Genomic DNA, 19,982 nt, shown 5'->3' with positions numbered 1-19,982 from the left:
CCTGGCCCTTCCGCGCGGAGGGCCGATGAACGGAGGCCCGCCCCTGGAGTTGAGGGAACCGGGCCTCTTGCTTTTGCGGGGTACGGCGACAGGCCCCGGGCGCGAACGCCCGGAGCCCGGAATCACATCACAGGTTCTTCTTGAAGTGCTCCATGACGCGCTCCCACTGGCGCTCCTTCACCAGCGGGTCCGGCACCATGTGCGTCAGGCCGCTGAGCGGCAGGAGCTCATGGGGCTTGCCGGCGCGGAAGAGCGCATCGCTGAGCTTGAGCGTGTGGAAGAAGTACACGTTGTCATCCGCGGTGCCGTGGATGAGCAGCAGCTTGCCAATGGGCTTGTCCGTCTTCGCGTAGGTGAGCAGCGAGCTCTTCTCGTACGCCTCCGGGTGCTCCTGGGGCAGGCCCAGGTAGCGCTCGGTGTAGTGGGTGTCGTAGTCGAGCCAGTCCACCACCGGGGCGCCGGCCACCGCGGCCTTGAAGACGTCCGGGCGCTTGAGGGCGGCGAGCGCGGCCATGTAGCCGCCGAAGCTCCAGCCTTCGATGCCCACGCGGTTGATGTCGATTTCCGGCAGCACCTTGGCCAGCTCCTGGATGGCGGCGGCCTGGTCTTCAATCGTGATGGTGGCGAAGTCGTACTTCACCTCGCGCTCCCACGCGGCGCCGCGCAGCGGGGTGCCGCGCCCGTCGAACTTCACGACGATGAAGCCGTGGTCCGCCATCCACTGCGGCATCAGGTGCGCCGCCATGCTGTGGTGGACGACGGTGGTGGTGGGGCCGCCGTAGACCTCCACGATGACGGGCAGCTTCTTGCCCGGCTTGAAGTCACGCGGGCGGGTGATGGAGGCCCAGAAGCCCTTGGGGCCCACCTGCCGCACCTCGGTGTTGGGGATGAAGGGCGGCTCCTGCGCGACTTCGGGCAGCTCGCCCAGCTTCGTCCCATCCGCGCGCAGCACCTGGGTGCGGCTCATGCTCTTCAGGCTGGAGCCGTTGACGACGAGCACGTTGCCGTCGCGTGAGGCGGAGCCGCCTTCGACGCCGTCCTTGTTGCCCGTCACGCGCTCCGGCGCGCCGCCCGCCTTCACGCGCCACAGCGCGCTCTGCGTGGGGTTGGGGCCGCCGTTGAAGTACAGGGTGTGGTCCTTCTGGACGAAGCGCGTCATGCCGCGGAAGCCCGCGTCCGGCTTCACCACGGTGCGCTCCAGCGAGCCGTCCGCCTTGCGCTGCTCCACCTCGGGGCCGCCGTTGCGCTCGGTGTACCAGAGGAAGCCACTGCCATCCTCGAGCCACAGCGGGAAGTCCTGCTCCAGGTTGAGCCAGGCGGAATCCTTCTCCACCAGCAGCTCGCGCGTCTTGCCCGTGGCGGGGTCCACCGCGAGCAGCTGCTGCTCGGTCTGCACCCGGTTCTGCACGAGGATGGTGAGCGGGGCGCCCTTCGCCCACGTCACGGTGGCCAGGTACGGGTACTTCGCCGAATCCCACTGGACCCAGGTCGTCTTGCCACCGGTGACGGGGGTGACACCCAGGCGCACCTTGGCGTTGGGCTTGCCGGGGCGCGGGTACGCGAAGATTTCGCCGCCGCGCTCGGGGTGCATCACGTCGACGATGGTGAGCTTCTCCACCTCGGCGGTGTCGGACTCGGTGTAGGCCACCGACTTCGCGTCCGGGCTCCACCAGTAACCGGAGAAGCGGCTCATCTCCTCCTGGGCGACGAACTCGGCCACGCCGTGCGACTTCGCGTCGGAGCCGCCCTTGGTGACCCGCTGTTCCTTGTTCGCGGCGACGTCGATTCGGTAGACGTCATTGTCCCGGACATAGGCCACCTGCTTGCCGTCCAGGGAGAAGCGCGGGTCCAGCACGCCGGGGCCCGTCTTGAGCTCCGTCACCTTGCCGCTGGCGCGCTCCACCACGTAGAGGCGGCCGGACAAGGGGACGAGCAGGCGCGTGCCGTCATCCGAAACCTGGTACGAGGTGAAGCCTCGGGCGCTGACGCGCATGCGCTCGCGGCGGGCCTTCTCCTCGGGGGTGAGCGTCTCGTCGGAGCCCTTGAGAATCGCCTCGGGAGTGAGGACCTCCTTCGTCTGCCCGGACGCCACGTCGAACGCGTAGAGCGTCTGCACGTTGGAGGTGGGCTGGGTGCGAAGGAAGAGGACCTGCTTCTCGTCGGGGGTGATTTTGATGCTCACCGGACGACCGCTCGAGAAGTTGCGGGTCTCCGTGAGCTGTCGCAGGAAGGTGTCTTGCTTCCGCTCCGTCTGGGACATGGGTAGGGGCTTCATCTCCTGGGCGAGTGCGGACGTGCTCACGAAGAGGAGCGCGGCGGTAAGTACCTGGCGCATGGGTCGTCGAAATCCCGCCGGTGGCGGGGCTCCTTTCACGGAAAGGTGCGGGGGAGCCTACACTCGGCCGCCGCGCAAGCTGAGCAAACGCACAACAGATGTGAGGATTCCCGAGGGATGCAGACCGAAGACGACGCCCCGCGGCACCTGAGGCTGGCGGGCATCATCCGACTGGGGCTGGGAGGCGGGCGAGGGCCCTCGGACGCCTATGTCTTCGACCCCCATCGGCTGGCCCTCCCTTCGTGGGCGTGCGCGCTCGGGGAGTCGGGCTCCCCTGCCCTCCTGGTGACGCTCGACAGGCACCTGGACGTGGTGGTGCCGCGAGAGCCCGGGAAGGTGCCCGACCGCTCGGCGGGACTGCGCGCGCTGGACGAGCACGCCCGGTGGTCGCTGGATGTGCGCAACTATGACCACATCCTCGCGGCGATGGAGGCGGGGCTGGTGGGGGATGCCTTGCTGGTGGCCAGGACTCGGCCCCGGGGCTCCTTCGCGGGCGAGACCTACGTGGACACGAAGGGTCGCTCGCACCGACTGGTGGTGGTGCCCACCGTGGACCGCGCGTCCGAGGCGTGGAATCACCCCGCCCCCGGTGACGCGGTGCGAGATGTCCTGGAGCGCGCGGACCAGGTGTTGCTCGACATCGACCTGGACTGCTTCACGTCGCTGAGCGACGCGGACCCGACGACGGTGATTCCGTGGCCTCGCGCCATCATCCGCGAGTTCCTCCTGCCCGAGGGCTCCGAGGATTTCTGGGACGCGGTGCTGAAGCGCACGGTGGCCATGACGCTGGCGCGCGAGCCGCATCACTGCGGCGGGCTGCTCGCCTCCGGTGAGTTGTTCCGCGATGCGGCGGAGGTGCTGTTCCGCGAGCTGCTGCGCGTCGAGCCGCCGTGAGGCACGGCGGCGCCGGTTCGAGATGACTCCGTGCGAACGTGGCGAGCTGAACGAGCCACTGCGAGCGAGCCGGCACCCGTTCGTGGCGACTCAGCGCTACCACGACAAGCTGAACGAGCCGCCGTGAGCGAGCCGGCACCCGTTCGTGGCGACTCAGCGCTACCACGACAAGCTGAACGAGCCGCCGTGAGCGAGCCGGCACCCGTTCGTGGCGACTCAGCGCTACCACGACAAGCTGAGCGAGCCGCCGTGAGCGAGCCGGCACCCGTTCGTGGCGACCCAGCGCTACAACGACAAGCTGAGCGAGCCGCTGTGAGCGGGAGCAGCACAGTTGGACGCGCTACAGCGGCGAGTCGAGGAAGCTCGGCCGCAGGTCCGTGACCTGACCGCCCGCGAGCGAGAAGCGACTCCCGATGGGAGGACGGTCTCCGTTGAGCACGTAGCCGAAGTCGAGGCGGAACGGCACGACGTTGAACTGGGGGAACAGCACGCGCAGGCCCACGCCCACCGACGTCACCATGTCCGGCCTGTCGTTGAACGCGCTGCCCGAGTCCAGGAAGAGCACCCCGCCCACGTGCACCGTTTTGATGACGACGGGCGCGGTGCGGTACTCCACGTTCACCAGCAGCATCCGCTTGCCGGAGTACTCATCCGCCGGCGCGCCGCGAAGCCCGTTGCCACCGCCCAGCAGCGTGATTCGGTCGAACAGGTCATCGATGTTCACATCCAGCAGGCCGCGCGCGACGAAGCGTCCCCCGAGAATCTTGGGCGACACCTGCGCCAGCTCCGCGGCCCAGTGGCGATTGTTCCACGTCGCGCCCTCACCGAGCTGCCGACGGATGGCGCCTGACGCGGACACGGTGGTGAGCGCCTCGCCCCAGCGAAGGCGGTAGCGCGCCGCGAGCCCCGCCTCCGTGAAGTGGTTGTCGTCCCCGAAGACAGGAGGCGCGTAGCGCACCGTCGCGGAGACCCAGTGCCCCATCTGGTAGTCCTCCGAGAGCACGTACGAGTCCACGTCGCGCAGCACCTCGTACCGCGCCTCGAAGGCACGCAGGGACACCGAGGCGTAGCCCGCGTCCTCCGCGCGCGGCAGGTAGTTGCGGCGGAACCAGTCGGACTGTCCCTCCGTCAGCATCGACGAGGAAGGCGGGTCGTAGGAGTAGTGGTACGCGCCCAGCGAGCCACTCACGTTCCACTTGTAGCGCAGGCCATACGAGCGCGTGTACGAGGCCGCGCCCGCGACCTCCTCCGTGCGGTACACGTAGGGCACCGTCGGGCCGTCGGGATACGGGAGCTGCCATATCTCCGCGCCCCGGTAGATGCGATTGGTCTCCACGTTCCACGCGACGGACGTGCTCACGCTCCACGGCGTGGACAACGAATAGAGCGGACGGCTGACGGAGAGACTTCCCCGCGAGCCCTCGGCCTTGCCGCTCTCGCGTCCGATGATGAGGGCGGCGGACTCACTCAAGGACCAGCGACTGCCCAGCACGCGCGGGTCGGTGTAGCTCTGTCCGAAGCTCAGCGTGTCCAGGCGAAGGGTGAAGTCCAGCGCCAGCTTCTTGCCTCGGCCCAGGAAGTTCTGCTCCGTGCCCTGGAGCCGCAGGTACTGCAGCAGAGAGCCCACCGCGGAGAAGTCACTGTTGAGGCGCAGCGACCAGATGTCCTTGGTGACGACGAGCAGCGCCACCGTCCCGGGCACCTTCCCTTTCACCGGGACGACTCGCACCACGGAGAACAACCGCAGCCCGCGCAGGTTGCGCGCCGTCTCGTCCGCGAGCCGCGTGGAATACGGCTGCCCCGGTGGGAGCAACACCTCGCGTCGGACGACCTCCTCGCGGGTACGGATGTGGAAGATGTTGAGGAAGTTCGGATACGGGTCGCTCTCCGCGACCACTTCCTCGGTGTCGACGAGCACCTCGGCCAGCGGCATGCCCTCGGGTGACGACTCCAGTTGACGGCCGTGACGCGTCAGCGCCTCGACGATGAGGGCTTCCTCGTAGTTCTCCTGGGAGAGGCCCTGGGGACGCGCTGGCGCGGGCTCCACGGAGGTCCCCGCCGGAGCCTTCTCCCCTTCTTCCGTCGCACGGGCCTCGCCTGGCGATGGAGCAGGAGACGCGACGGCGGGAGCCGGCGTCTCGGGAACGGGCTCCGCCTGGAACGAGGACAGGGTGAGAGGAACGACGATGAGCACGAGCAGCGGGAGCGCCACGCCGCCATCCTGGCATGCGCGGCCTTCCGCGTGAGCATCTTCATCGCACGGCCCTCCGGATTGCGGCGTGGAGCGCCGACTGTCATCCTCGCCAGATGGACGCGGATGCCCGCGAGTACCGCGCGATTCAGACGTTCTACGGACAGCGCCGCGCTCGACGCTCCGGCATCCCATACCTGCACCACATCGACGAGGGCCTGTGGGTCCTCCGAGCCCTGGGCGCGAGCGACCACGCCCAACGCGCGTACTGCCTGCACCCGCTGGTTCAGGAGGATGACGCACGAGCCGCCGCCTGGGCCTACGCTCTCGCCACCGGGGCGGACCTCTCCGGGCCTCCCGTCGACGGAGTGAGCGATGAGCCGCGCGTCCTCGCGCTCGCGCTGGACTATCGGGAGACCGCCAATGCCGCGCTGTCCCATCGACCGGACTTGAAGGGGCCCGACGACATCGCGCTCAGCGCCGAGCCCGAGGTCAACGACATGCTCCGCGCCGACAAGGTCCAGAACTACAAGGACTTCATCCGCCATCACCGAGGCAGCCACCCCAGGTCCGCCGAGCTGGAGCGCTATTTCCAGGCGTGGCTCGCGCGACTCGATGTGTCCCCGGAACAGCTCACACGCTGGCACGCGGCGCTCGAACACCTCCAGGACAACATCCCCCGCACCTGACTCTGTCCCGGGCCGTGCGCCCTCCCATGAGGCTCCTCGACGGCCCGAGGCTCCGTCATGGCGCCTCAGTGAACCTCGCGCGTCCTCTTTGTCCACGCAGAGCTCGAGCCACGGCCCACGGCTCCGTCATGGCGCCTCAGTGAACCTCTCGTGCGTCCTGTCCACGAGGAAGCCGAGCCACGGGCCGGCTCGGCCCTCGGTCGCTCGTCGGGTCGCTCGGAGTGACAGTCCCTGGAGTGCGGCGTCGCCTCTTCCGAGGCGGAAGGTCCCCACCGAAAAACCCGGGTGTAATCCCGACCAGGAGCGGGCGTCTTCCTGGGTGAAGGCGGACAGCCCCTCTCATCACGAAGGGCGGGCCCGCCACGAGCACTCAGCCTTGGAGGCGTCGTCGCCCATGTCCGGCTCCCACCAACACACTCCTTCGACACATGGCCGGGCCTTCGCGCTGGGCATCGGCCTCAACCTGGCCTTCGTCGCCGTCGAGGCCACCTTCGGTTTCATCTCGGGCTCGCTTGCGTTGCTCGCCGACGCCGGACACAACCTGAGCGATGTGCTCGGGCTGGTGCTCGCCTGGGGCGCCAGTGTGCTGGCCCGTCGCAAGCCCACGGAGCGTTACACCTATGGACTGCGCGGCGCGTCCATCCTGGCCGCGCTCCTCAATGCGCTGCTCCTGCTCGTCGCGGTGGGCGCCATCGGCTGGGAAGCGGTGCAACGATTGGGGCAACCCGCTCCCGTCGCCACGGGTACCGTCATGCTCGTGGCGGGAGTGGGTACGCTCATCAACACCGCCACCGCGCTGCTGTTCTGGAAGGGGCGCCAGAGCGACCTCAACATCCGAGGCGCCTTCCTGCACATGGCCGCCGACGCGGGCGTGTCGCTCGGCGTCGTCCTGGCCGGCGCCCTCATCTCCTTCACCGGCTGGATGTGGTTGGACTCCGGGGTGACGCTCGGCATCGCGCTCCTCATCCTCGTGGGGACCTGGGGGCTGCTCCGGGACTCCGTCAACCTGGCCCTGCATGCCGTTCCGGCGAACATCGACATGCCTTCCGTGCGGCTGCAGCTGACCCAGTCACCCGGCGTCGCCGAGGTGCATGACCTCCACGTCTGGGCCATGAGCACCACCGAAGCGGCACTCACGGCGCATCTCGTCGTGAGCGAGCAACCGCTGGACGACTCGCGCCTGAGCCACCTCAAGCGCCTGCTCCATGACCGGTTCGGCATCGAGCACGTCACCCTGCAGCTCGAATCGGACACGGCCCGGAATTGTCGCCCGCTCGCATCCAACGACGCTGTCTCCCCCTGCCTGTGAACGACGCCAGCTCCCCATGCACCCCACCCTCCGAGCCCATTTCGACCACGAACTCCAAAGCGCCTCCGAGTCCCAGACCCGGGGCGACTTCCAGGCGGCGTGGCACTTCCTGGAACGTGCCCATGTCCTGAGCCAGGCCCATGCATGGCCTCACCTCCAGGTGCATGGCGCCATGTTCGTCTGGGCCTGGCGGCACGGTGACGTCCGGGAGCTGTTCGGACAACTCCCCCGCTTGTTGCTCGCCGCGCCCGGGTCCTGGCTCGGACGCGCGCCGCTGGGAAACACCGGGGGCTCGAACGTGGGCATCTTCACGCCCCTGCCCATTCAGGAGGACCTCCAAGTCATGCTGCGTCACGAAGCGCCTCCCGCCCCGTGAGGTGAACGTGCCCCGCGAACGAACCATCGGCCTCCACCGCGAGGTGACAGACGCGGGACGCCCCAGGCGCGGGGCACCGGTTCAGCGAGCAGGCTCCTTCGCCCTGAAGCGTGTGAGCCCCCAGAACAGCAGGGCCACGGCGGCGATGGCCGCGCCCTGGACGCACACGCCGCTCCAACCCGCGTGCGCGAACACCAGGGTCGAGGTGATGGACCCGGCGCCACTGCCGATGGAATAGAAGACCATGTAGCCGGCCACCAGCCGACTGCGCGCCTCCGGACGTACGGCGTACAGCTCGCTCTGGTTGGTGACATGCAAGGCCTGGATGGCGAGGTCCAGGGCGACGATGCCCACGCCCAGCGCCCACAGTGACTTCGGCGCCAGCGAGACGGGCCACCACGAGACCAGCAAGACGACGAGTCCGACGCTGGTGGTCCAGTTCCCCCAGCCCCGGTCGGCCAGCCGCCCCGCCCGTGACGCCCCCAGCGCGCCCGCCACGCCCACGAGGCCGAACAGGCCGACCTGCGAATGCGAGAGCGAGAACGGAGGCGCTCCGAGCAGCAACACCATCGGCGTCCACAAGGTGCTGAACGAGGCGAACATCAACAGCGCGAGCACCGCCCGCGCGCGCAAGACGGGCTCCTCCACGAACAACGTGAACACCGAGCGCAGCAGCGCCGAATAGGACAGGTGCGTGCTCACGCGCTCGCGCGGCAGGACACGGACCAGCGCGACGACGAGCAACAGCGTGGCCCCCGCCGAGACCAGATAGACCGAACGCCAGCCCGCGAGGTCCGACAGGAACCCCGCCACGGTGCGCGCCATGAGGATGCCAATCACCACACCGCTCGTCACCAGCCCGACGACGCGGCCTCGCTCGGCGGGGGCGGCCAGCGTCGCGGCGAAGGCCACCAGCACCTGGATGACGACCGCGAGCAGGCCCACCACCGCCAGCCCCGTGAGCAACACCGCCCCCGTGGGCGCGAGTCCCACGACGACGAGCGCCAACACGGACAAGGACATCTGCACCGCGACGAGCCGGCGACGCTCCACCAGGTCTCCCAGCGGCACCACCAGCAACAACCCCAGGCCGTACCCCACCTGCGTGACAGTCACCACGATGCCCACCAGGGCCGGACGCAACCCCAGGTCCCGCGCCATCGAATCCAACAACGGCTGGGCGAAATAGACGTTGGCGACCGCCAACCCGCATGCCACCGCGAACAACGCCATCACGGCACGCGACAACGGCGGCGCGGCGTCACCCTCCGACCGAGCAGCCACCTCCTCCACCGGGCGCACGTCTCCACCCTCGGCGCTCCGCGCCTCCGCCCCACTCCGCATGAACCACCCGCCGCAATATGGTTTCAAAATGAAACCACCCGGAATTAGCGACGGGGTTTTGATATTTCAACCCGACATGGCGAAGAAGAAGCCTCCCAGTCGGGCGGAGTGCCCTGTCGAGCGGTCCGTGGACATCATCGGCGACGAGTGGTCGCTGCTGGTCATCCGCGACGCGTTCGACGGCGTGCGCCGGTTCGGCGAGTTCCAGAAGAGCCTGGGCATGGCGAAGAACATCCTCTCCACCCGGCTGCGCCACCTCGTCACGCACGGCATCCTGGAGGTCGTTCCCGCCTCGGATGGCAGCGCGTTCCACGAGTACGTCCTGACGCGGAAGGGGCGGGACCTGTTCCAGGTGCTCGTCGGACTGAGGCAGTGGGGTGAACACCACTGCTTCCAGCCGGACGAGGCCCACTCCGTCCTGGTGGACACGGAGCAGGGGCGACCGGTGCGCGCCTTGGAAGTTCGCTCGGAGAGTGGCCGCCCCGTGACGTCGACCGAGACCGTCGTGAAGAAGGTCGCGGAGAAGAAGCCTCGCGCGAAGCGGTGAGCCGTGGCCCTTTCGGAGCCACGGCCCGCGACACGCCCTACCCCTCCGACTGCACTTCGATGGTCGGCTCCATCACCACCTCGGCGGTGATGCTCTGCCCGATGAAGCAGTACTTGTGCGCCTTCACGAACATCTCACGCACCTTCTCCACGTCCGTGCCGGGCGCCACGCGGATGAGCGGCGCGAGCCGCACCTTGTTCACGCGCTTCACCTTCTCCACCGTGTCCAGGAACACCGTCACCTGGTCCTCGTAGGAGCGCACGTCCAGCCGCAGCTTCTTCGCCAGCGCGAGGAACGTGAGCAGGTGGCACTGCGCCACCGACGCGCCCAACAGGTCCTCCGGATTCCAGCGCGCGTCATTGCCTCCGTAATTCGTACCCGAGCTCACGAGCAGGTCCGGCTTGCCGTCCGTGCCAGCCACCGCATCGCGGCTGTACTCGCCCGCGGTTGAACCCTGCCACTTGAGCCGCAGCGGAAACCCTTCCACGTCACACCTCCGAGTCGCGTGTCCTGTGGCATCCAGCATAGGCGCTCGACGTCGGCGCGAAGGCGCCTTCCGCGTGTCACTCCCTCCATCGAGGGAGCGCTTCGTCACGACAGGTCCGAGCCCGCGACTCACGCTCCGCGCAGGTCCGCGCCCTTCGGCACGGGCAGCTTCTCGCCCCGGGCCACGGCCGCGACGATGCGCGCCAGACGCTCCACGCCGTCCGACAGCGCCGCCGGCCCCGGCTGGAGGATGAGGCTGCTCTTCACCTCGTAGAGCTGGTCATCCAGCACCGCGCGCACCTGGGACCAGCCCGGCCGCGCGGCGATCTTGTCCCGCTTCGCCTTGCGTCCACACCAGCTCGCGATGACGCCGTCCGGGTTGCGCCGCGCCACCTCTTCCGGCTCGAAGATGCGGCCCTTCGCGCCTTGCGACGCCCGCGACTCGCGGCAGATGTCCTCGCCGCCCACCAGCTCCACCAGTTCCGAGCACCAGCGGATGCCGGAGATGAGCGGCTCGTGCCACTCCTCGAAGAAGATGCGCGGCCGTCGAGGCAGCTTCTGCGCCGCCTCCGCGTGTCGCGTGAGGTTCGCCGTCAGCTCGGCGGCCAGCTTCTCCGCCGCCTCCGCGCGCCCCACCAGCGCCCCCGTCACCCGCACCGTCTGCAGTATCTCCGCGAGCGAGCGCTGGTTGAACAGGTACACGGGCACGCCGCGCTTGCACAGCTCACGGCCCAGGTCCGCCTGCAGGTCGGAGAACCCCAGCACCAGATCCGGCTTCAGCTCGAGAATCCGCTCGAAGTTCGCGTCCAGGAACGACGACACCCGGGGCTTCTTGCGCGCCTCGGGCGGGCGCACCGTGAAGCCCGACACGCCCACCACCAGCTCCCCCGCGCCAATCCGGTAGAGCACCTCCGTCGTCTCCTCCGTCATGCACACCACCCGCCTCGGGTAGGGCGGCGCGGAAGAAAGCAACTCGGTCAGGTGGACGCTCATGACGCCACCCTAACGCGCTCCACCTCGCTCGGCCGCTCCCTTGAGACGCCCCCACGCCTGCTCGGATTCGTGGCCCTCGCACTCCCAGTCGCTCGCCGTGCCAGTCCAGCCGTCCCAGCTGACACACGCCTCGTATCAAACGATGTCCGGTGCTGGACTTTGGCGCGCCCAGGCCGGTTTCTCGGCGTTTGATGCACTGCGCCAACCTGGCAGGTCGCTTGGGGAGTGGACGATTGCGGTGTTAGCATTCCAGCGCATGTTCGACCGGAGCGTCGTGTGCCTTCCCGGTCGGTGGGGGCAGACATGATCGAAAGCAACGCCCCGACGAATGGCGCCCCACCCGAGCTGGTGGACCCGCTTCTTGGACGGGTCCTCAATGAGCGCTTCCGCATCCTGGAGACCCTGGGTGCCGGTGGCATGGGCCGCGTCTACAAGGCCATGCAGGCGCCACTGGACCGACTGGTCGCGCTGAAGGTCCTCAACCCTCACTACAACGACGAGGGCAAGGACCCGGGCTTCCAGAAGCGCTTCTTCCTGGAGGCCAGCGTCACCGCGAAGCTGCGCCATCCGAACACCGTCACCGTCATCGACTACGGCAAGACGGACGACGGCATCTACTACATCGCGATGGAGTACCTGGATGGGCTCACGCTCAGCCAGTTGCTCACGCAGATGGGACCGATTCCGTGGGCGCGCGCGCTCAACATCACGCAGCAGATCGCCCGCTCGCTGCGCGAGGCGCACAAGGTCGGCCTCATCCACCGCGACCTCAAGCCCGCCAACGTCATGGTCCTCAACCAGGAGACGGACCACGACATCGTCAAGGTGCTCGACTTCGGCCTGGTGAAGTCCTTCATCGGCGAGAGTGAGGCGCAGCAGGACACGTCGCTCACGCAGGCGGGCATCATCCTCGGCTCGCCGCAGTACATGGCGCCGGAGCAGGCGCGCAACATCGCCGACCCGCGCAGCGACGTGTACAGCATGGGCGTGGTGCTCTATCAGATGCTGATGGGCCAGCCGCCCTTCCTCGCCGCGCAGAGCATCGACGTCATCGTCAAGCACATCAACGAGCCGCCGCCGCCCTTCGGCGCCATCTGGCCCGGCCACGCCGTGCCCGCCGAGGTCGAGGCGCTGGTGATGAAGTGCCTGGCCAAGCTCCCCGTGGAGCGCTACCAGTCCATGGACGAGGTGCTGGAGGCCATGCGCCGAGTCGCGCACGCCGTCGGCGTCAGCGGCGTCTTCAGCGGCCCCCGCCTGACGGGCGTCGGCAGCGGACCTCGCAGCGGCCCCATCAGCGCGCCTGGCGCCGGCTCCGGCCCCAGCACCATGGCGCTGGACATCGCCGTCGAGGAGCCACCCGCGAAGCCCGGCAAGAGCATGGTGCCGCTCGCCATCTTCGGCGGCTCGCTGCTGCTGGGCGGCGCCGTCGCGCTGGCGTTCGCGCTGCGCCCCTCCACGCCGATGCCCAAGCCCCTGGCCTCGCCCCCCATCACCGCGACGGCGCCCGCCAACCCGACGCAGCCCCCGGCCGTCCCCACCCAGCCGGCCGCCGCCGCGAACTCCCCGGCGACGGCCGCCCTGGGCGCCGCGGATGATGAGCTGGCGCTGGCGCCGCTCGTGCCCGGCAACGGCCCCACGGTGCGCTTCGAAATCACCAGCGAGCCCAGCGGCGCCCGCGTGCGCTACCGCGGCAAGGACCATGGCGAAACGCCCCTGAACCTCAAGGTGCCCCTGGACGATGATGGCAGCGCCAGCGCGGTGCTGACCTTCACGATGGACGGCTATCAGCCCGTCACCATCACCGCCACGGGCTCCGGTACCAAGCAGCTCGTCACCCAAAAGCTCAAGAAGAAGTCGAGTCCTCCCCGTCCCCCGCGGGCTTCTGACTCGAACGACAAATTCAAGGACAACCCGTACTAGTGAGACACTACAAAGCCCTTCAACGAGTGGGCCTGCTCGCGCTGTGTCTGTGCGCGACGCAGGTCCTGGCGGACGCACGTCTCGAAGCGCGTCGCCACTTCCGCAGCGGCATGAGCCTCATCGGCAAGAAGGAATACGACGAGGGCATCGCCGAGCTGGAGCAGGCCTACGCCATCAAGCCGCACCCCAACGTCCTCTACAACATCGCCCGCGCGTACCAGGACGCGGGCCGGACGGCGGAGGCGCTCGACGCCTACAAGCGCTACGTCACCAGCAGTCCGGCGGACGCGGCCTCCGTGGAGGCCACCATCGCCGCGCTCGAGGAGAAGCAGCGCGCGAGCCAGGCCGCGGCGCAGCCGGAGGACAACTCCGCGCTGCCCATGCCGCCCCCGCCCGCCAGCATCCAGTCGCAGCAGCAGTTGGGCGCGCTCCTGGAGCGGCTGGAGAAGGCGATTGAGCGCGCGGAGACCATGCCCACGACGGGCCCGGGCACCGCGACGCCGTCCACATATGTCCCGTCCGCGCTGCCCGGCCTCACGGAGGCGGCGAGCGGCGATGACGGCGCGGTGCCCTACGAGGAGCGCGTGGTGACGGCGAGCCGCCGCGCCCAGTCCTCGCTGGAGGCGCCCAACGCCACGACGGTCATCACCGCCGAGGACATCCGCCTGTCCGGCGCCACCAGCCTGCCGGAGCTGTTGCGGCGGGTGCCTGGCGCGGACGTGATGTCGCTGGGCATCGGCAGCGCCAACGTGTCGCTGCGCGGCTTCAACCAGCGCATCGCCAACAAGGTGCTCGTGCTGGTGGACGGCCGCACCGAGTACCAGGACTTCCTCGGCCTGACGCTCTGGTCCACCATCCCCATCGGCCTGGACGAAATCGAGCGCATCGAGGTCATCCGCGGCCCGGGCAGCGCGCTGTACGGCGCCAACGCCATGTTGGGCGTCATCAACATCATCACCCAGCCCCCGGGCTCCGGCCCCCGCGCGCGCTTCAACGTCACGGCCGGCACCGGCAACAGCGTGGCGGGCTCGTTCCTCAGCCACGGCAACACGGGCGCGCTGCGCTACCGCACGTCGGTGGCGTACTCGCAGGCGGACAAGTGGAGCCGCGACTACGCCAGCAACCGTCCGGACATCGTGCTCAGGGACCCGGACCCGGACATCGGCATGCGCGGCGCGCGCGCCACCCTGTCCGCCGTCTACACCTTCGCGGACGACAAGCAGGTGGGCCTGTCCGGCGGCGTGCACCGCTACACCACGGAAATCTATCCGCTGGGCCTCTTGCGCAACTACTTCATGGACGGCCTGGGCGCCTACGCCAAGGGCGACGTGGAGCTGGGGCCCCTCAAGCTCAAGACGTTCTGGAACCACATCTCCGGCAGCGCAGGCCCCCAGTACGAGCCCATTGGACAGCGCTCGCTGGGCACGGACATCAGCTCCAACCTCTTCAACGCCGAGCTGCTCTTCGCGCGCGCCTTCTATCTGGGCGGCGAGCATCAGCTCAACGTGGGCGTCGAGGGGCGCCTCAAGCGCGTGGGCTGGGACTACCTGGGCCCGCTGCGCGAGGAGATTCACGCCGCGGCCTTCGTGCAGGACGAGTGGCGGCTGGCCGAGCCCCTGCGCCTGGTCGCAAGCTACCGCGTGGACCGGCACCCGCTGCTGGACGCGGGGACGCCGGGCCTCGCGCACTCGCCGCGCATCTCCGCGCTGTTCATCCCGATTGAAGGCCACGCGTTCCGCATCAGCGCGGCCTCCGCCTTCCGTGAGCCGACGTTCCTGGAGAGCTACACGCGCCTCCTCGTTCCCGTGCAGGGCGTCAACGGCGCCAGCGCGCTCACCACCGGCAACACCGCGCTGCGCCCCGAGCGCCTCACCGCCTTCGAGCTGGGCTGGCGCGGCGAGTCCGCGGAGCTGGGCATGGACTGGGATGTGGCCCTCTACCAGAACCGGGTGAAGGACCTCATCGGCCTGTCCGCCTTCGAGCGGCTGCCCGCCGGCGAGTCGTATGACGCGGCCTCGGGCAACTACCTCATCGGCCGCTCGCGCTTCGTCAACGAGGACTCCATCTACACCGCGCGCGGCGTGGAAGCGGGCCTCACCCTGGCCCCCGTGGACGGCCTGGGCATCAAGGCGAGCGCCGCCTTCCAGAACGTGACGTCGGACCTGGAGGAGAAGGAGGCGTGTGGGCCGTGCAGCCAGGCGCCGCAGCTCAAGCTGTACGGTGGCGTCACCTACCGCACCAAGGCGGACCTGGAGTTCGGCGTGGACGTGGCCTACACCTCGTCCACCACGTGGATTGAGCGCGAGCCCGCCGCGTCGGACCCCACCCGCATCGAGCTCTTGTCCAACCCGCTGGGCGCCTACGCCGTCATCAACGCGCGCGTCGGCTACGCGGCGGTGAAGAACACGGTGGATGTCGCGCTGGTGGGCAGCCAGCTCGGCTCCGCTCACTCCCAACATCCTTTCGGCAACCGCATCGAGCGGCGCGTCTACGCGACGCTGACGGTGACTCCATGAGCCGCACCCTCCCTTCCTGGAAGCAGTCGCTGGGAGGCGTCCTCGCCGCGTCCCTGCTCGTCGCGGGCTGCGAGTCCCCCACGGTGGTCCCCACCGCGGACGGACGGCAGAACATCCACACCGCCCGCATCGAGGGCAGCCTCGTCGTGCAGTCGCGCTCGCGGGGCAACGCGGTGGTGTTCATCTACGACGCGGACCGGCCACCGCCGCCGCAGGGCACCGGCCGCCCCATCGCCTTCACCGTCGTTCCGGCCGAGCAGCTCTTCGGCCCGGCGCTCGGCACCGACGCGCCCGGCCCCTTCACCGCGCCGTTCTCGCTCAGCCTCGTCGCGGCGGGGCGCTACACGCTGCGCGGCTTCATCGACGTGGACTCCTGCCGCTCCGGCGCGGCGCCCTGCCACCGCTCCGATTTCAATCCCTGGTACGGCGTCACCAGCGAGCCCAACCAGGGTGACGTCGGCGGCGCCGCCGTGGACCCCACCACTGGCATCCCCCTGACGCTGGAGGTCGCCGTGGACCAGGAGGGCCATCCCCTGCCCCTCACCAACGTCACGGTGAGCTTCTCCCAGGCGAGCGCGCAGGTGCCGGTGGACCGGCCCGCGTTCCAGGCCAGCGTCATCGTCGGCGGAGACGCCGTGCTCACCGCGGGCGGGCCGCCCAAGGTGCTGCGCCTGGTGCCCCAGAACATCGAGGGCGGCGCGGTGGAGCAGCGCCCCAAGGCGTTCCTCGTCAGCTACGTGGACGCCAACCGCGACGGCGTCCCGGATGACGCCAACCGCGACGGATTCGGCGACCTCTGGCCGCGCGTCGTCGTGCGCAAGCTGGCGGACTCCCCCGGGTTGCTCGAGGACAACGACCTGGACCGCAACGGCATCCTCGATGCGAATGGCACCGACTATCCGCACGCCGACGGCACCCGCGATGGTCAGCCGGACCTGGTGGTGCTGGCGGCGGCGCTCGTGCCGGACGCGCTCTACCCGGCGCTCACGGATGAGGCTGGAAACCCGCGCATGACGCCCGTCCCCGTGGCGGAGCTGCACATCGGCGTGCAGGCGGTCGCCCTGGATGCTCGGGACCCGGCCGCTCCCGCGCGGTTGGAGGGACTGCCGAAGGGGCGTTACTCAGTGGTGCTGATCCAATCCACCGGGCAGACGTGGCGCGTGCCCAACGAGCTGGCGCCCGCGATTGCCACGGGCATCGGGTTGACCGGGGTGGAGAGCCAGGCGTTCGTGCTCGAGGCCCCCTGATTCCCGCTTCGTCAAGTGGGGTATGGGACGCCCCACGCTCGAAAAACGAGAGGAAGGACGGTGCTTTGACTTCGGCATGTCCTTCCGTCAACATGATTGGGTCTCCAGGGGGACAGCCCCACCAGAGGTTGATGATCCGATGAAGGCCGGCACCCTCCCCTCCCCAGAGCCCGTACCCAACCGCACCACGACGGACCCGGCGCGCCCTCTGGGAGGCCGGACCACCGCGGGCGCGGTGCCCCAGCGTGTCCTGCTGGTGGATGACAGCCGCTCCATCCGGACGCTGCTGAAAATCTACCTGATGGCCCGCAACTTCGAGTTCCTGGAGGCGGAGTCCGCCGAAGAGGGACTGAAGGTCGCCGAGGCGGAGACCATCGACCTCATCCTGACCGACTTCCACATGGACGGGATGAACGGCGCCGACTTCGCGGCGCAGATTCGCGCCAACGCCAACCCCAAGCTGGCCAAGGTCCCCATCCTGATGATGACGGGAGACCCGAACGTGGCGGAGGTCCGCGCCCTGGGTCAGAAGGCCGGCATCAGCGCCTTCGTCCGCAAGCCGGTGAGCTGCGCACAGCTCATGACGCTGGTGGACACCATCCTCCCGCTGCCGCGCAAGTAGTCCCCCAAGCGGCTCGCGCCGTCACTCACGCCGGGTTCCGGGCCGCCGAAGCGGTGCGGGCCCGGCGTTTTCGCATCGCCTCTCCCACGCGCACCGCGAACAGCAGCGCCAGCACCGCGCCGTAGACGAGCGGCTCGGTGACGTCCTGCTTCACCCGCCACACGAAGTGCACCACGCCCAACACCGCGGCCACGTAGGCCAGCCGGTGAAGCCGCTGCCACCGGGGAAAGCCCAGCCGGCGCACCCAACGGTTCGTGGAGGTGACGGCCAGCGGCACCAGCAACACCAGCGCGGTGAAGCCCACGGTGATGAAGGGGCGCTTCACCAGGTCCTCCAGCAGCGCCTTCAGTGACAGGCCCTGGTCCAGCACCAGGTACGTGAGGAAGTGCGCGCACGCATACGTGAAGGCCAACAGGCCCAGCGTGCGGCGGATGCGCGCGGGCCACGTCCACCCGGTGACGATTCGCACGGGCGTGCATGAAAGCGACGCCAGCAGCAGCACCAGCGCGAGCAGCCCCGTCTGGTTGAGCGCCGTCTCCACCGCGTTGGGCCCCAGCGCGCCTTGAGGCCCCTGCACGGCGAGGAGCGCCAGGGGCGCGAGGCCGCCCACGGCGAGCGCGGGGTTGAGCCACGGATGCGGAGGCGAGGCCATGGCTCAGTAGTTCTTCCGCAGGTCCAACCCCGTGTAGAGGTGGGCCACCTGCTCGGCGTAGCCGTTGAAGGGCAGCGTGGGGCGGCGCTCGAAGCCCTCGCCGATGCGCCGCTCGGTGGCCTGACTCCAGCGCGGGTGCGCCACGGCGGGGTTCACGTTGGCGTAGAAGCCGTACTCCTCCGGCCCCGCGAGGTTCCACGTGGTGAAGGGCTGCTCGCGCGTGAGGCTGATGCGGACGATGGACTTGATGCCCTTGAAGCCATACTTCCACGGGACGACGAGCCGCAGCGGCGCGCCGTTCTGCGCGGGGAGCTGCCGGCCGTACAGGCCCATGGCCATGAAGGTGAGCGGGTGCAGGGCCTCGTCCAGCCGCAGCCCTTCCACGTAGGGCCAGTCCAGCACCGGGCGCGTCTGGCCGGGGAGCTGCTCCGGGTCCATCAGCGTGGTGAAGGACACGTAGCGCGCGTGACTGGTGGGCTTCACCCGGGCGAGCAGCGCGGCCAGCGGGAAGCCCAGCCACGGAATCACCATGGACCAGGCCTCCACGCAGCGCATCCGGTAGACGCGCTCCTCCATGGAGAACCAGGAGAGCAGCTGGTCGATGTCCACCGTCTGGGGCTCGTGCACCTCGCCGTCGAGCGTGACGGTCCACGGCCGGGGCTTGAGCAGGTGCGCGAGCCGGGCCGGGTCGTTCTTGTCGAGCCCCAGCTCGTAGAAGTTGTTGTACGTGGTGACGTCCTCGTACGGCGTGCGCGGCTCGTCCGTGTCGAAGACGCCCGTCGCCTTCGCCACGGGCCCCGTCACCTGCCCCGCGTCCGGGACATAGGCGTCCATGGCGCGGCGCTGCTTGCCGCTCAGGAGGTACAGGCCCCCCGCGACGGCGGCGGCGGTGCCGGCGAACAGGCCCGCGTTCTTCAGGAGCTCGCGGCGGCGGAGGTAGAGCGGTTCAGGGGTGACTTCGGAGCCGGGCGGCTCCACGGGCGGCTTGTCGCTCATGCCCCTTTATAACGGGCCCACCCGTCCGGCGGTTACATCGCGGGCGGCGGAGGCGGCGCGCGACGCGTCGGCGCGGGCGTCCTTGACCCGCCACAGTCGCCACCAGGGCGTGCCAGGGGACTGGTGGTGCTCCCAGTGGTAGCCGAAGAAGAAGCAGGACAGCATGGCCCACAGGTGGTTGCGCGGCAGGGTGCGCGCGTGATGGGGCGCCATGTCCGGCGTCTCCGGGCGCCGGTGCGGCTGGTAGGTGCCGAAGTAGAAGAGCTGCAGCGTGCCCAGCACGGCGGGCAGCACCCAGAACGCGAGGATGCGCGGCTGGGAGACTCCCATGAAGACGAAGATGTTGAACTTGGCCGCCATCACCCCCAGCTGCGGGAGCGTGGTGTAGCGGGCCATGAACGTCCCCAGCCACGGCCAGAAGGACTGGGTGCGGGTGGAGAAGTCCGGGTCCGCGTCGCCCGTGGGCTGCTCGTGGTGGGCGTGGTGGTTGAGCACCAGTCGGCGGTACGACAGGCCGGCGAAGAGGAAGCAGGCGACGGTGCCCACCGTCTCGTTCACCCAGGACTGTCGGGCCACCGTGCCGTGCATGGCGTCATGGCCGGTGATGAACAGGCCGGTGCACAGCCATGCCTGCAAGGCGACATGCAGCCAGGTGAGCGGGGAGTCCCAGGGCAGCTCGGGCGACAACAGCATCCACGACAGATGCGTTCCCCACGCGCCCAGGATGACGAGCGCGACGAGGACGCCCCAGGGGCCAAGCGGGGCCGAGCGATAGCGGGCCGAGTTCTCCATCTCTCCTGACTCATGGGGCCGGTCCGCCCGCCGCGCACGGGAAACGCACCGCGCGTGGGGGCGAACCAGCGAC

Annotated in this window: 17 protein-coding genes; 9 read left to right on the top strand and 8 right to left on the bottom strand. The window is 69.3% G+C overall.

Features of this window, described 5'->3' with window-relative positions; all coding sequences use genetic code 11:
• Positions 1 to 127 precede the first annotated feature (127 nt).
• Positions 128 to 2,335, bottom strand: a complete 2,208-nt coding sequence (locus tag HUA75_RS00825) for a S9 family peptidase (RefSeq protein ID WP_174485289.1) — start codon at positions 2,333 to 2,335, stop codon at positions 128 to 130.
• 117 nt (positions 2,336 to 2,452) lie between these two features.
• Between HUA75_RS00825 and HUA75_RS00820 the strand changes: the two genes are divergently transcribed.
• Positions 2,453 to 3,229 carry a UPF0489 family protein gene (locus tag HUA75_RS00820; RefSeq protein ID WP_141648867.1) on the top strand — a complete coding sequence of 259 codons (777 nt, stop codon included), beginning with the start codon at positions 2,453 to 2,455 and terminating at the stop codon, positions 3,227 to 3,229.
• A 340-nt stretch (positions 3,230 to 3,569) separates the two neighbouring features.
• Here HUA75_RS00820 and HUA75_RS00815 read toward each other — a convergent pair whose 3' ends face one another.
• Positions 3,570 to 5,441 carry a BamA/TamA family outer membrane protein gene (locus HUA75_RS00815; protein WP_174485288.1) on the bottom strand — a complete coding sequence of 624 codons (1,872 nt, stop codon included), beginning with the start codon at positions 5,439 to 5,441 and terminating at the stop codon, positions 3,570 to 3,572.
• A gap of 95 nt (positions 5,442 to 5,536) precedes the next feature.
• Between HUA75_RS00815 and HUA75_RS00810 the strand changes: the two genes are divergently transcribed.
• From HUA75_RS00810 to HUA75_RS00800, 3 genes are all read left to right on the top strand, one after another.
• Positions 5,537 to 6,109: a hypothetical protein gene (locus HUA75_RS00810; RefSeq protein ID WP_174485287.1), complete on the top strand. Its 573-nt coding sequence runs from the start codon at positions 5,537 to 5,539 to the stop codon at positions 6,107 to 6,109.
• 394 nt (positions 6,110 to 6,503) lie between these two features.
• Complete coding sequence (locus HUA75_RS00805; RefSeq protein WP_141648870.1) at positions 6,504 to 7,418, top strand: cation diffusion facilitator family transporter; 915 nt, start codon at positions 6,504 to 6,506, stop codon at positions 7,416 to 7,418.
• A gap of 16 nt (positions 7,419 to 7,434) precedes the next feature.
• Positions 7,435 to 7,794, top strand: coding sequence for a DUF3703 domain-containing protein (locus tag HUA75_RS00800; RefSeq protein WP_174485286.1), 360 nt, complete (start codon positions 7,435 to 7,437; stop codon positions 7,792 to 7,794).
• An 81-nt stretch (positions 7,795 to 7,875) separates the two neighbouring features.
• On the opposite strand, the gene HUA75_RS00795 is transcribed toward HUA75_RS00800, so the two are convergent.
• On the bottom strand, positions 7,876 to 9,138 hold the full coding sequence (locus HUA75_RS00795; protein WP_174485285.1) for an MFS transporter: 1,263 nt from the start codon (positions 9,136 to 9,138) through the stop codon (positions 7,876 to 7,878).
• 76 nt (positions 9,139 to 9,214) lie between these two features.
• Here HUA75_RS00795 and HUA75_RS00790 point away from each other — a divergent pair, with 76 nt between their 5' ends.
• Positions 9,215 to 9,685 carry a helix-turn-helix domain-containing protein gene (locus tag HUA75_RS00790; RefSeq protein ID WP_141648220.1) on the top strand — a complete coding sequence of 157 codons (471 nt, stop codon included), beginning with the start codon at positions 9,215 to 9,217 and terminating at the stop codon, positions 9,683 to 9,685.
• A gap of 37 nt (positions 9,686 to 9,722) precedes the next feature.
• Here HUA75_RS00790 and HUA75_RS00785 read toward each other — a convergent pair whose 3' ends face one another.
• Both HUA75_RS00785 and HUA75_RS00780 read right to left on the bottom strand, forming a co-directional pair.
• A complete protein-coding gene (locus HUA75_RS00785; RefSeq protein ID WP_174457609.1) occupies positions 9,723 to 10,172 on the bottom strand; it encodes an OsmC family protein in 450 nt (149 codons plus the stop codon).
• A gap of 128 nt (positions 10,173 to 10,300) precedes the next feature.
• Positions 10,301 to 11,164: an ABC transporter substrate-binding protein gene (locus HUA75_RS00780; RefSeq protein ID WP_174468734.1), complete on the bottom strand. Its 864-nt coding sequence runs from the start codon at positions 11,162 to 11,164 to the stop codon at positions 10,301 to 10,303.
• Between the two features lie 303 nt (positions 11,165 to 11,467).
• On the opposite strand from HUA75_RS00780, the gene HUA75_RS00775 reads away from it, so the two are divergent.
• The 4 genes from HUA75_RS00775 (at position 11,468) to HUA75_RS00760 (ending at position 17,469) form a co-directional block, all read left to right on the top strand.
• Positions 11,468 to 13,084 carry a serine/threonine-protein kinase gene (locus HUA75_RS00775; protein ID WP_174457611.1) on the top strand — a complete coding sequence of 539 codons (1,617 nt, stop codon included), beginning with the start codon at positions 11,468 to 11,470 and terminating at the stop codon, positions 13,082 to 13,084.
• Positions 13,084 to 15,600, top strand: a complete 2,517-nt coding sequence (locus HUA75_RS00770) for a TonB-dependent receptor domain-containing protein (protein WP_371746026.1) — start codon at positions 13,084 to 13,086, stop codon at positions 15,598 to 15,600. Before HUA75_RS00775 ends, HUA75_RS00770 begins: the two co-directional genes overlap by 1 nt.
• The gene (locus HUA75_RS00765) at positions 15,597 to 16,847 is read left to right on the top strand and encodes a hypothetical protein (protein ID WP_174485284.1); all 1,251 of its coding nucleotides are present in this window, start codon (positions 15,597 to 15,599) and stop codon (positions 16,845 to 16,847) included. The genes HUA75_RS00770 and HUA75_RS00765 overlap by 4 nt, the downstream gene beginning before the upstream one ends.
• Before the next feature lie 139 nt (positions 16,848 to 16,986).
• Positions 16,987 to 17,469 carry a response regulator gene (locus HUA75_RS00760; RefSeq protein ID WP_141648225.1) on the top strand — a complete coding sequence of 161 codons (483 nt, stop codon included), beginning with the start codon at positions 16,987 to 16,989 and terminating at the stop codon, positions 17,467 to 17,469.
• A gap of 25 nt (positions 17,470 to 17,494) precedes the next feature.
• Here the strand turns inward: HUA75_RS00760 and HUA75_RS00755 are convergent, their stop codons facing one another.
• The 3 genes from HUA75_RS00755 to HUA75_RS00745 are packed head-to-tail and all read right to left on the bottom strand — an operon-like array spanning position 17,495 to position 19,909.
• Positions 17,495 to 18,121: a sulfite oxidase heme-binding subunit YedZ gene (locus tag HUA75_RS00755; RefSeq protein ID WP_174485283.1), complete on the bottom strand. Its 627-nt coding sequence runs from the start codon at positions 18,119 to 18,121 to the stop codon at positions 17,495 to 17,497.
• A 3-nt stretch (positions 18,122 to 18,124) separates the two neighbouring features.
• A complete protein-coding gene (gene msrP, locus HUA75_RS00750) occupies positions 18,125 to 19,117 on the bottom strand; it encodes a protein-methionine-sulfoxide reductase catalytic subunit MsrP (protein WP_141648227.1) in 993 nt (330 codons plus the stop codon).
• Positions 19,118 to 19,123: 6 nt separating this feature from the next.
• Positions 19,124 to 19,909 (bottom strand): fatty acid desaturase, encoded by a 786-nt coding sequence (locus tag HUA75_RS00745; RefSeq protein ID WP_174485282.1) that lies wholly within the window; start codon positions 19,907 to 19,909, stop codon positions 19,124 to 19,126.
• Between the last annotated feature and the right edge of the window lie 73 nt (positions 19,910 to 19,982).

This window comes from Myxococcus sp. CA040A, assembly GCF_013336725.1.
Classification (GTDB): domain Bacteria; phylum Myxococcota; class Myxococcia; order Myxococcales; family Myxococcaceae; genus Myxococcus; species Myxococcus llanfairpwllgwyngyllgogerychwyrndrobwllllantysiliogogogochensis.
The sequence above is the reverse complement of the archived record's forward strand: the minus strand, read 5'-3'. Positions and strand labels throughout refer to the sequence as shown.

Coding starts and splice junctions, on each gene's coding strand:
- HUA75_RS00825 (WP_174485289.1), bottom strand. CDS start 2,335: ATGCGCCAGGTACTTACCGCCGCGCTCCTCTTCGTGAGCACGTCCGCA.
- HUA75_RS00820 (WP_141648867.1), top strand. CDS start 2,453: ATGCAGACCGAAGACGACGCCCCGCGGCACCTGAGGCTGGCGGGCATC.
- HUA75_RS00810 (WP_174485287.1), top strand. CDS start 5,537: ATGGACGCGGATGCCCGCGAGTACCGCGCGATTCAGACGTTCTACGGA.
- HUA75_RS00805 (WP_141648870.1), top strand. CDS start 6,504: ATGTCCGGCTCCCACCAACACACTCCTTCGACACATGGCCGGGCCTTC.
- HUA75_RS00800 (WP_174485286.1), top strand. CDS start 7,435: ATGCACCCCACCCTCCGAGCCCATTTCGACCACGAACTCCAAAGCGCC.
- HUA75_RS00795 (WP_174485285.1), bottom strand. CDS start 9,138: ATGCGGAGTGGGGCGGAGGCGCGGAGCGCCGAGGGTGGAGACGTGCGC.
- HUA75_RS00790 (WP_141648220.1), top strand. CDS start 9,215: ATGGCGAAGAAGAAGCCTCCCAGTCGGGCGGAGTGCCCTGTCGAGCGG.
- HUA75_RS00780 (WP_174468734.1), bottom strand. CDS start 11,164: ATGAGCGTCCACCTGACCGAGTTGCTTTCTTCCGCGCCGCCCTACCCG.
- HUA75_RS00775 (WP_174457611.1), top strand. CDS start 11,468: ATGATCGAAAGCAACGCCCCGACGAATGGCGCCCCACCCGAGCTGGTG.
- HUA75_RS00765 (WP_174485284.1), top strand. CDS start 15,597: ATGAGCCGCACCCTCCCTTCCTGGAAGCAGTCGCTGGGAGGCGTCCTC.
- HUA75_RS00760 (WP_141648225.1), top strand. CDS start 16,987: ATGAAGGCCGGCACCCTCCCCTCCCCAGAGCCCGTACCCAACCGCACC.
- HUA75_RS00755 (WP_174485283.1), bottom strand. CDS start 18,121: ATGGCCTCGCCTCCGCATCCGTGGCTCAACCCCGCGCTCGCCGTGGGC.
- msrP (WP_141648227.1), bottom strand. CDS start 19,117: ATGAGCGACAAGCCGCCCGTGGAGCCGCCCGGCTCCGAAGTCACCCCT.
- HUA75_RS00745 (WP_174485282.1), bottom strand. CDS start 19,909: ATGGAGAACTCGGCCCGCTATCGCTCGGCCCCGCTTGGCCCCTGGGGC.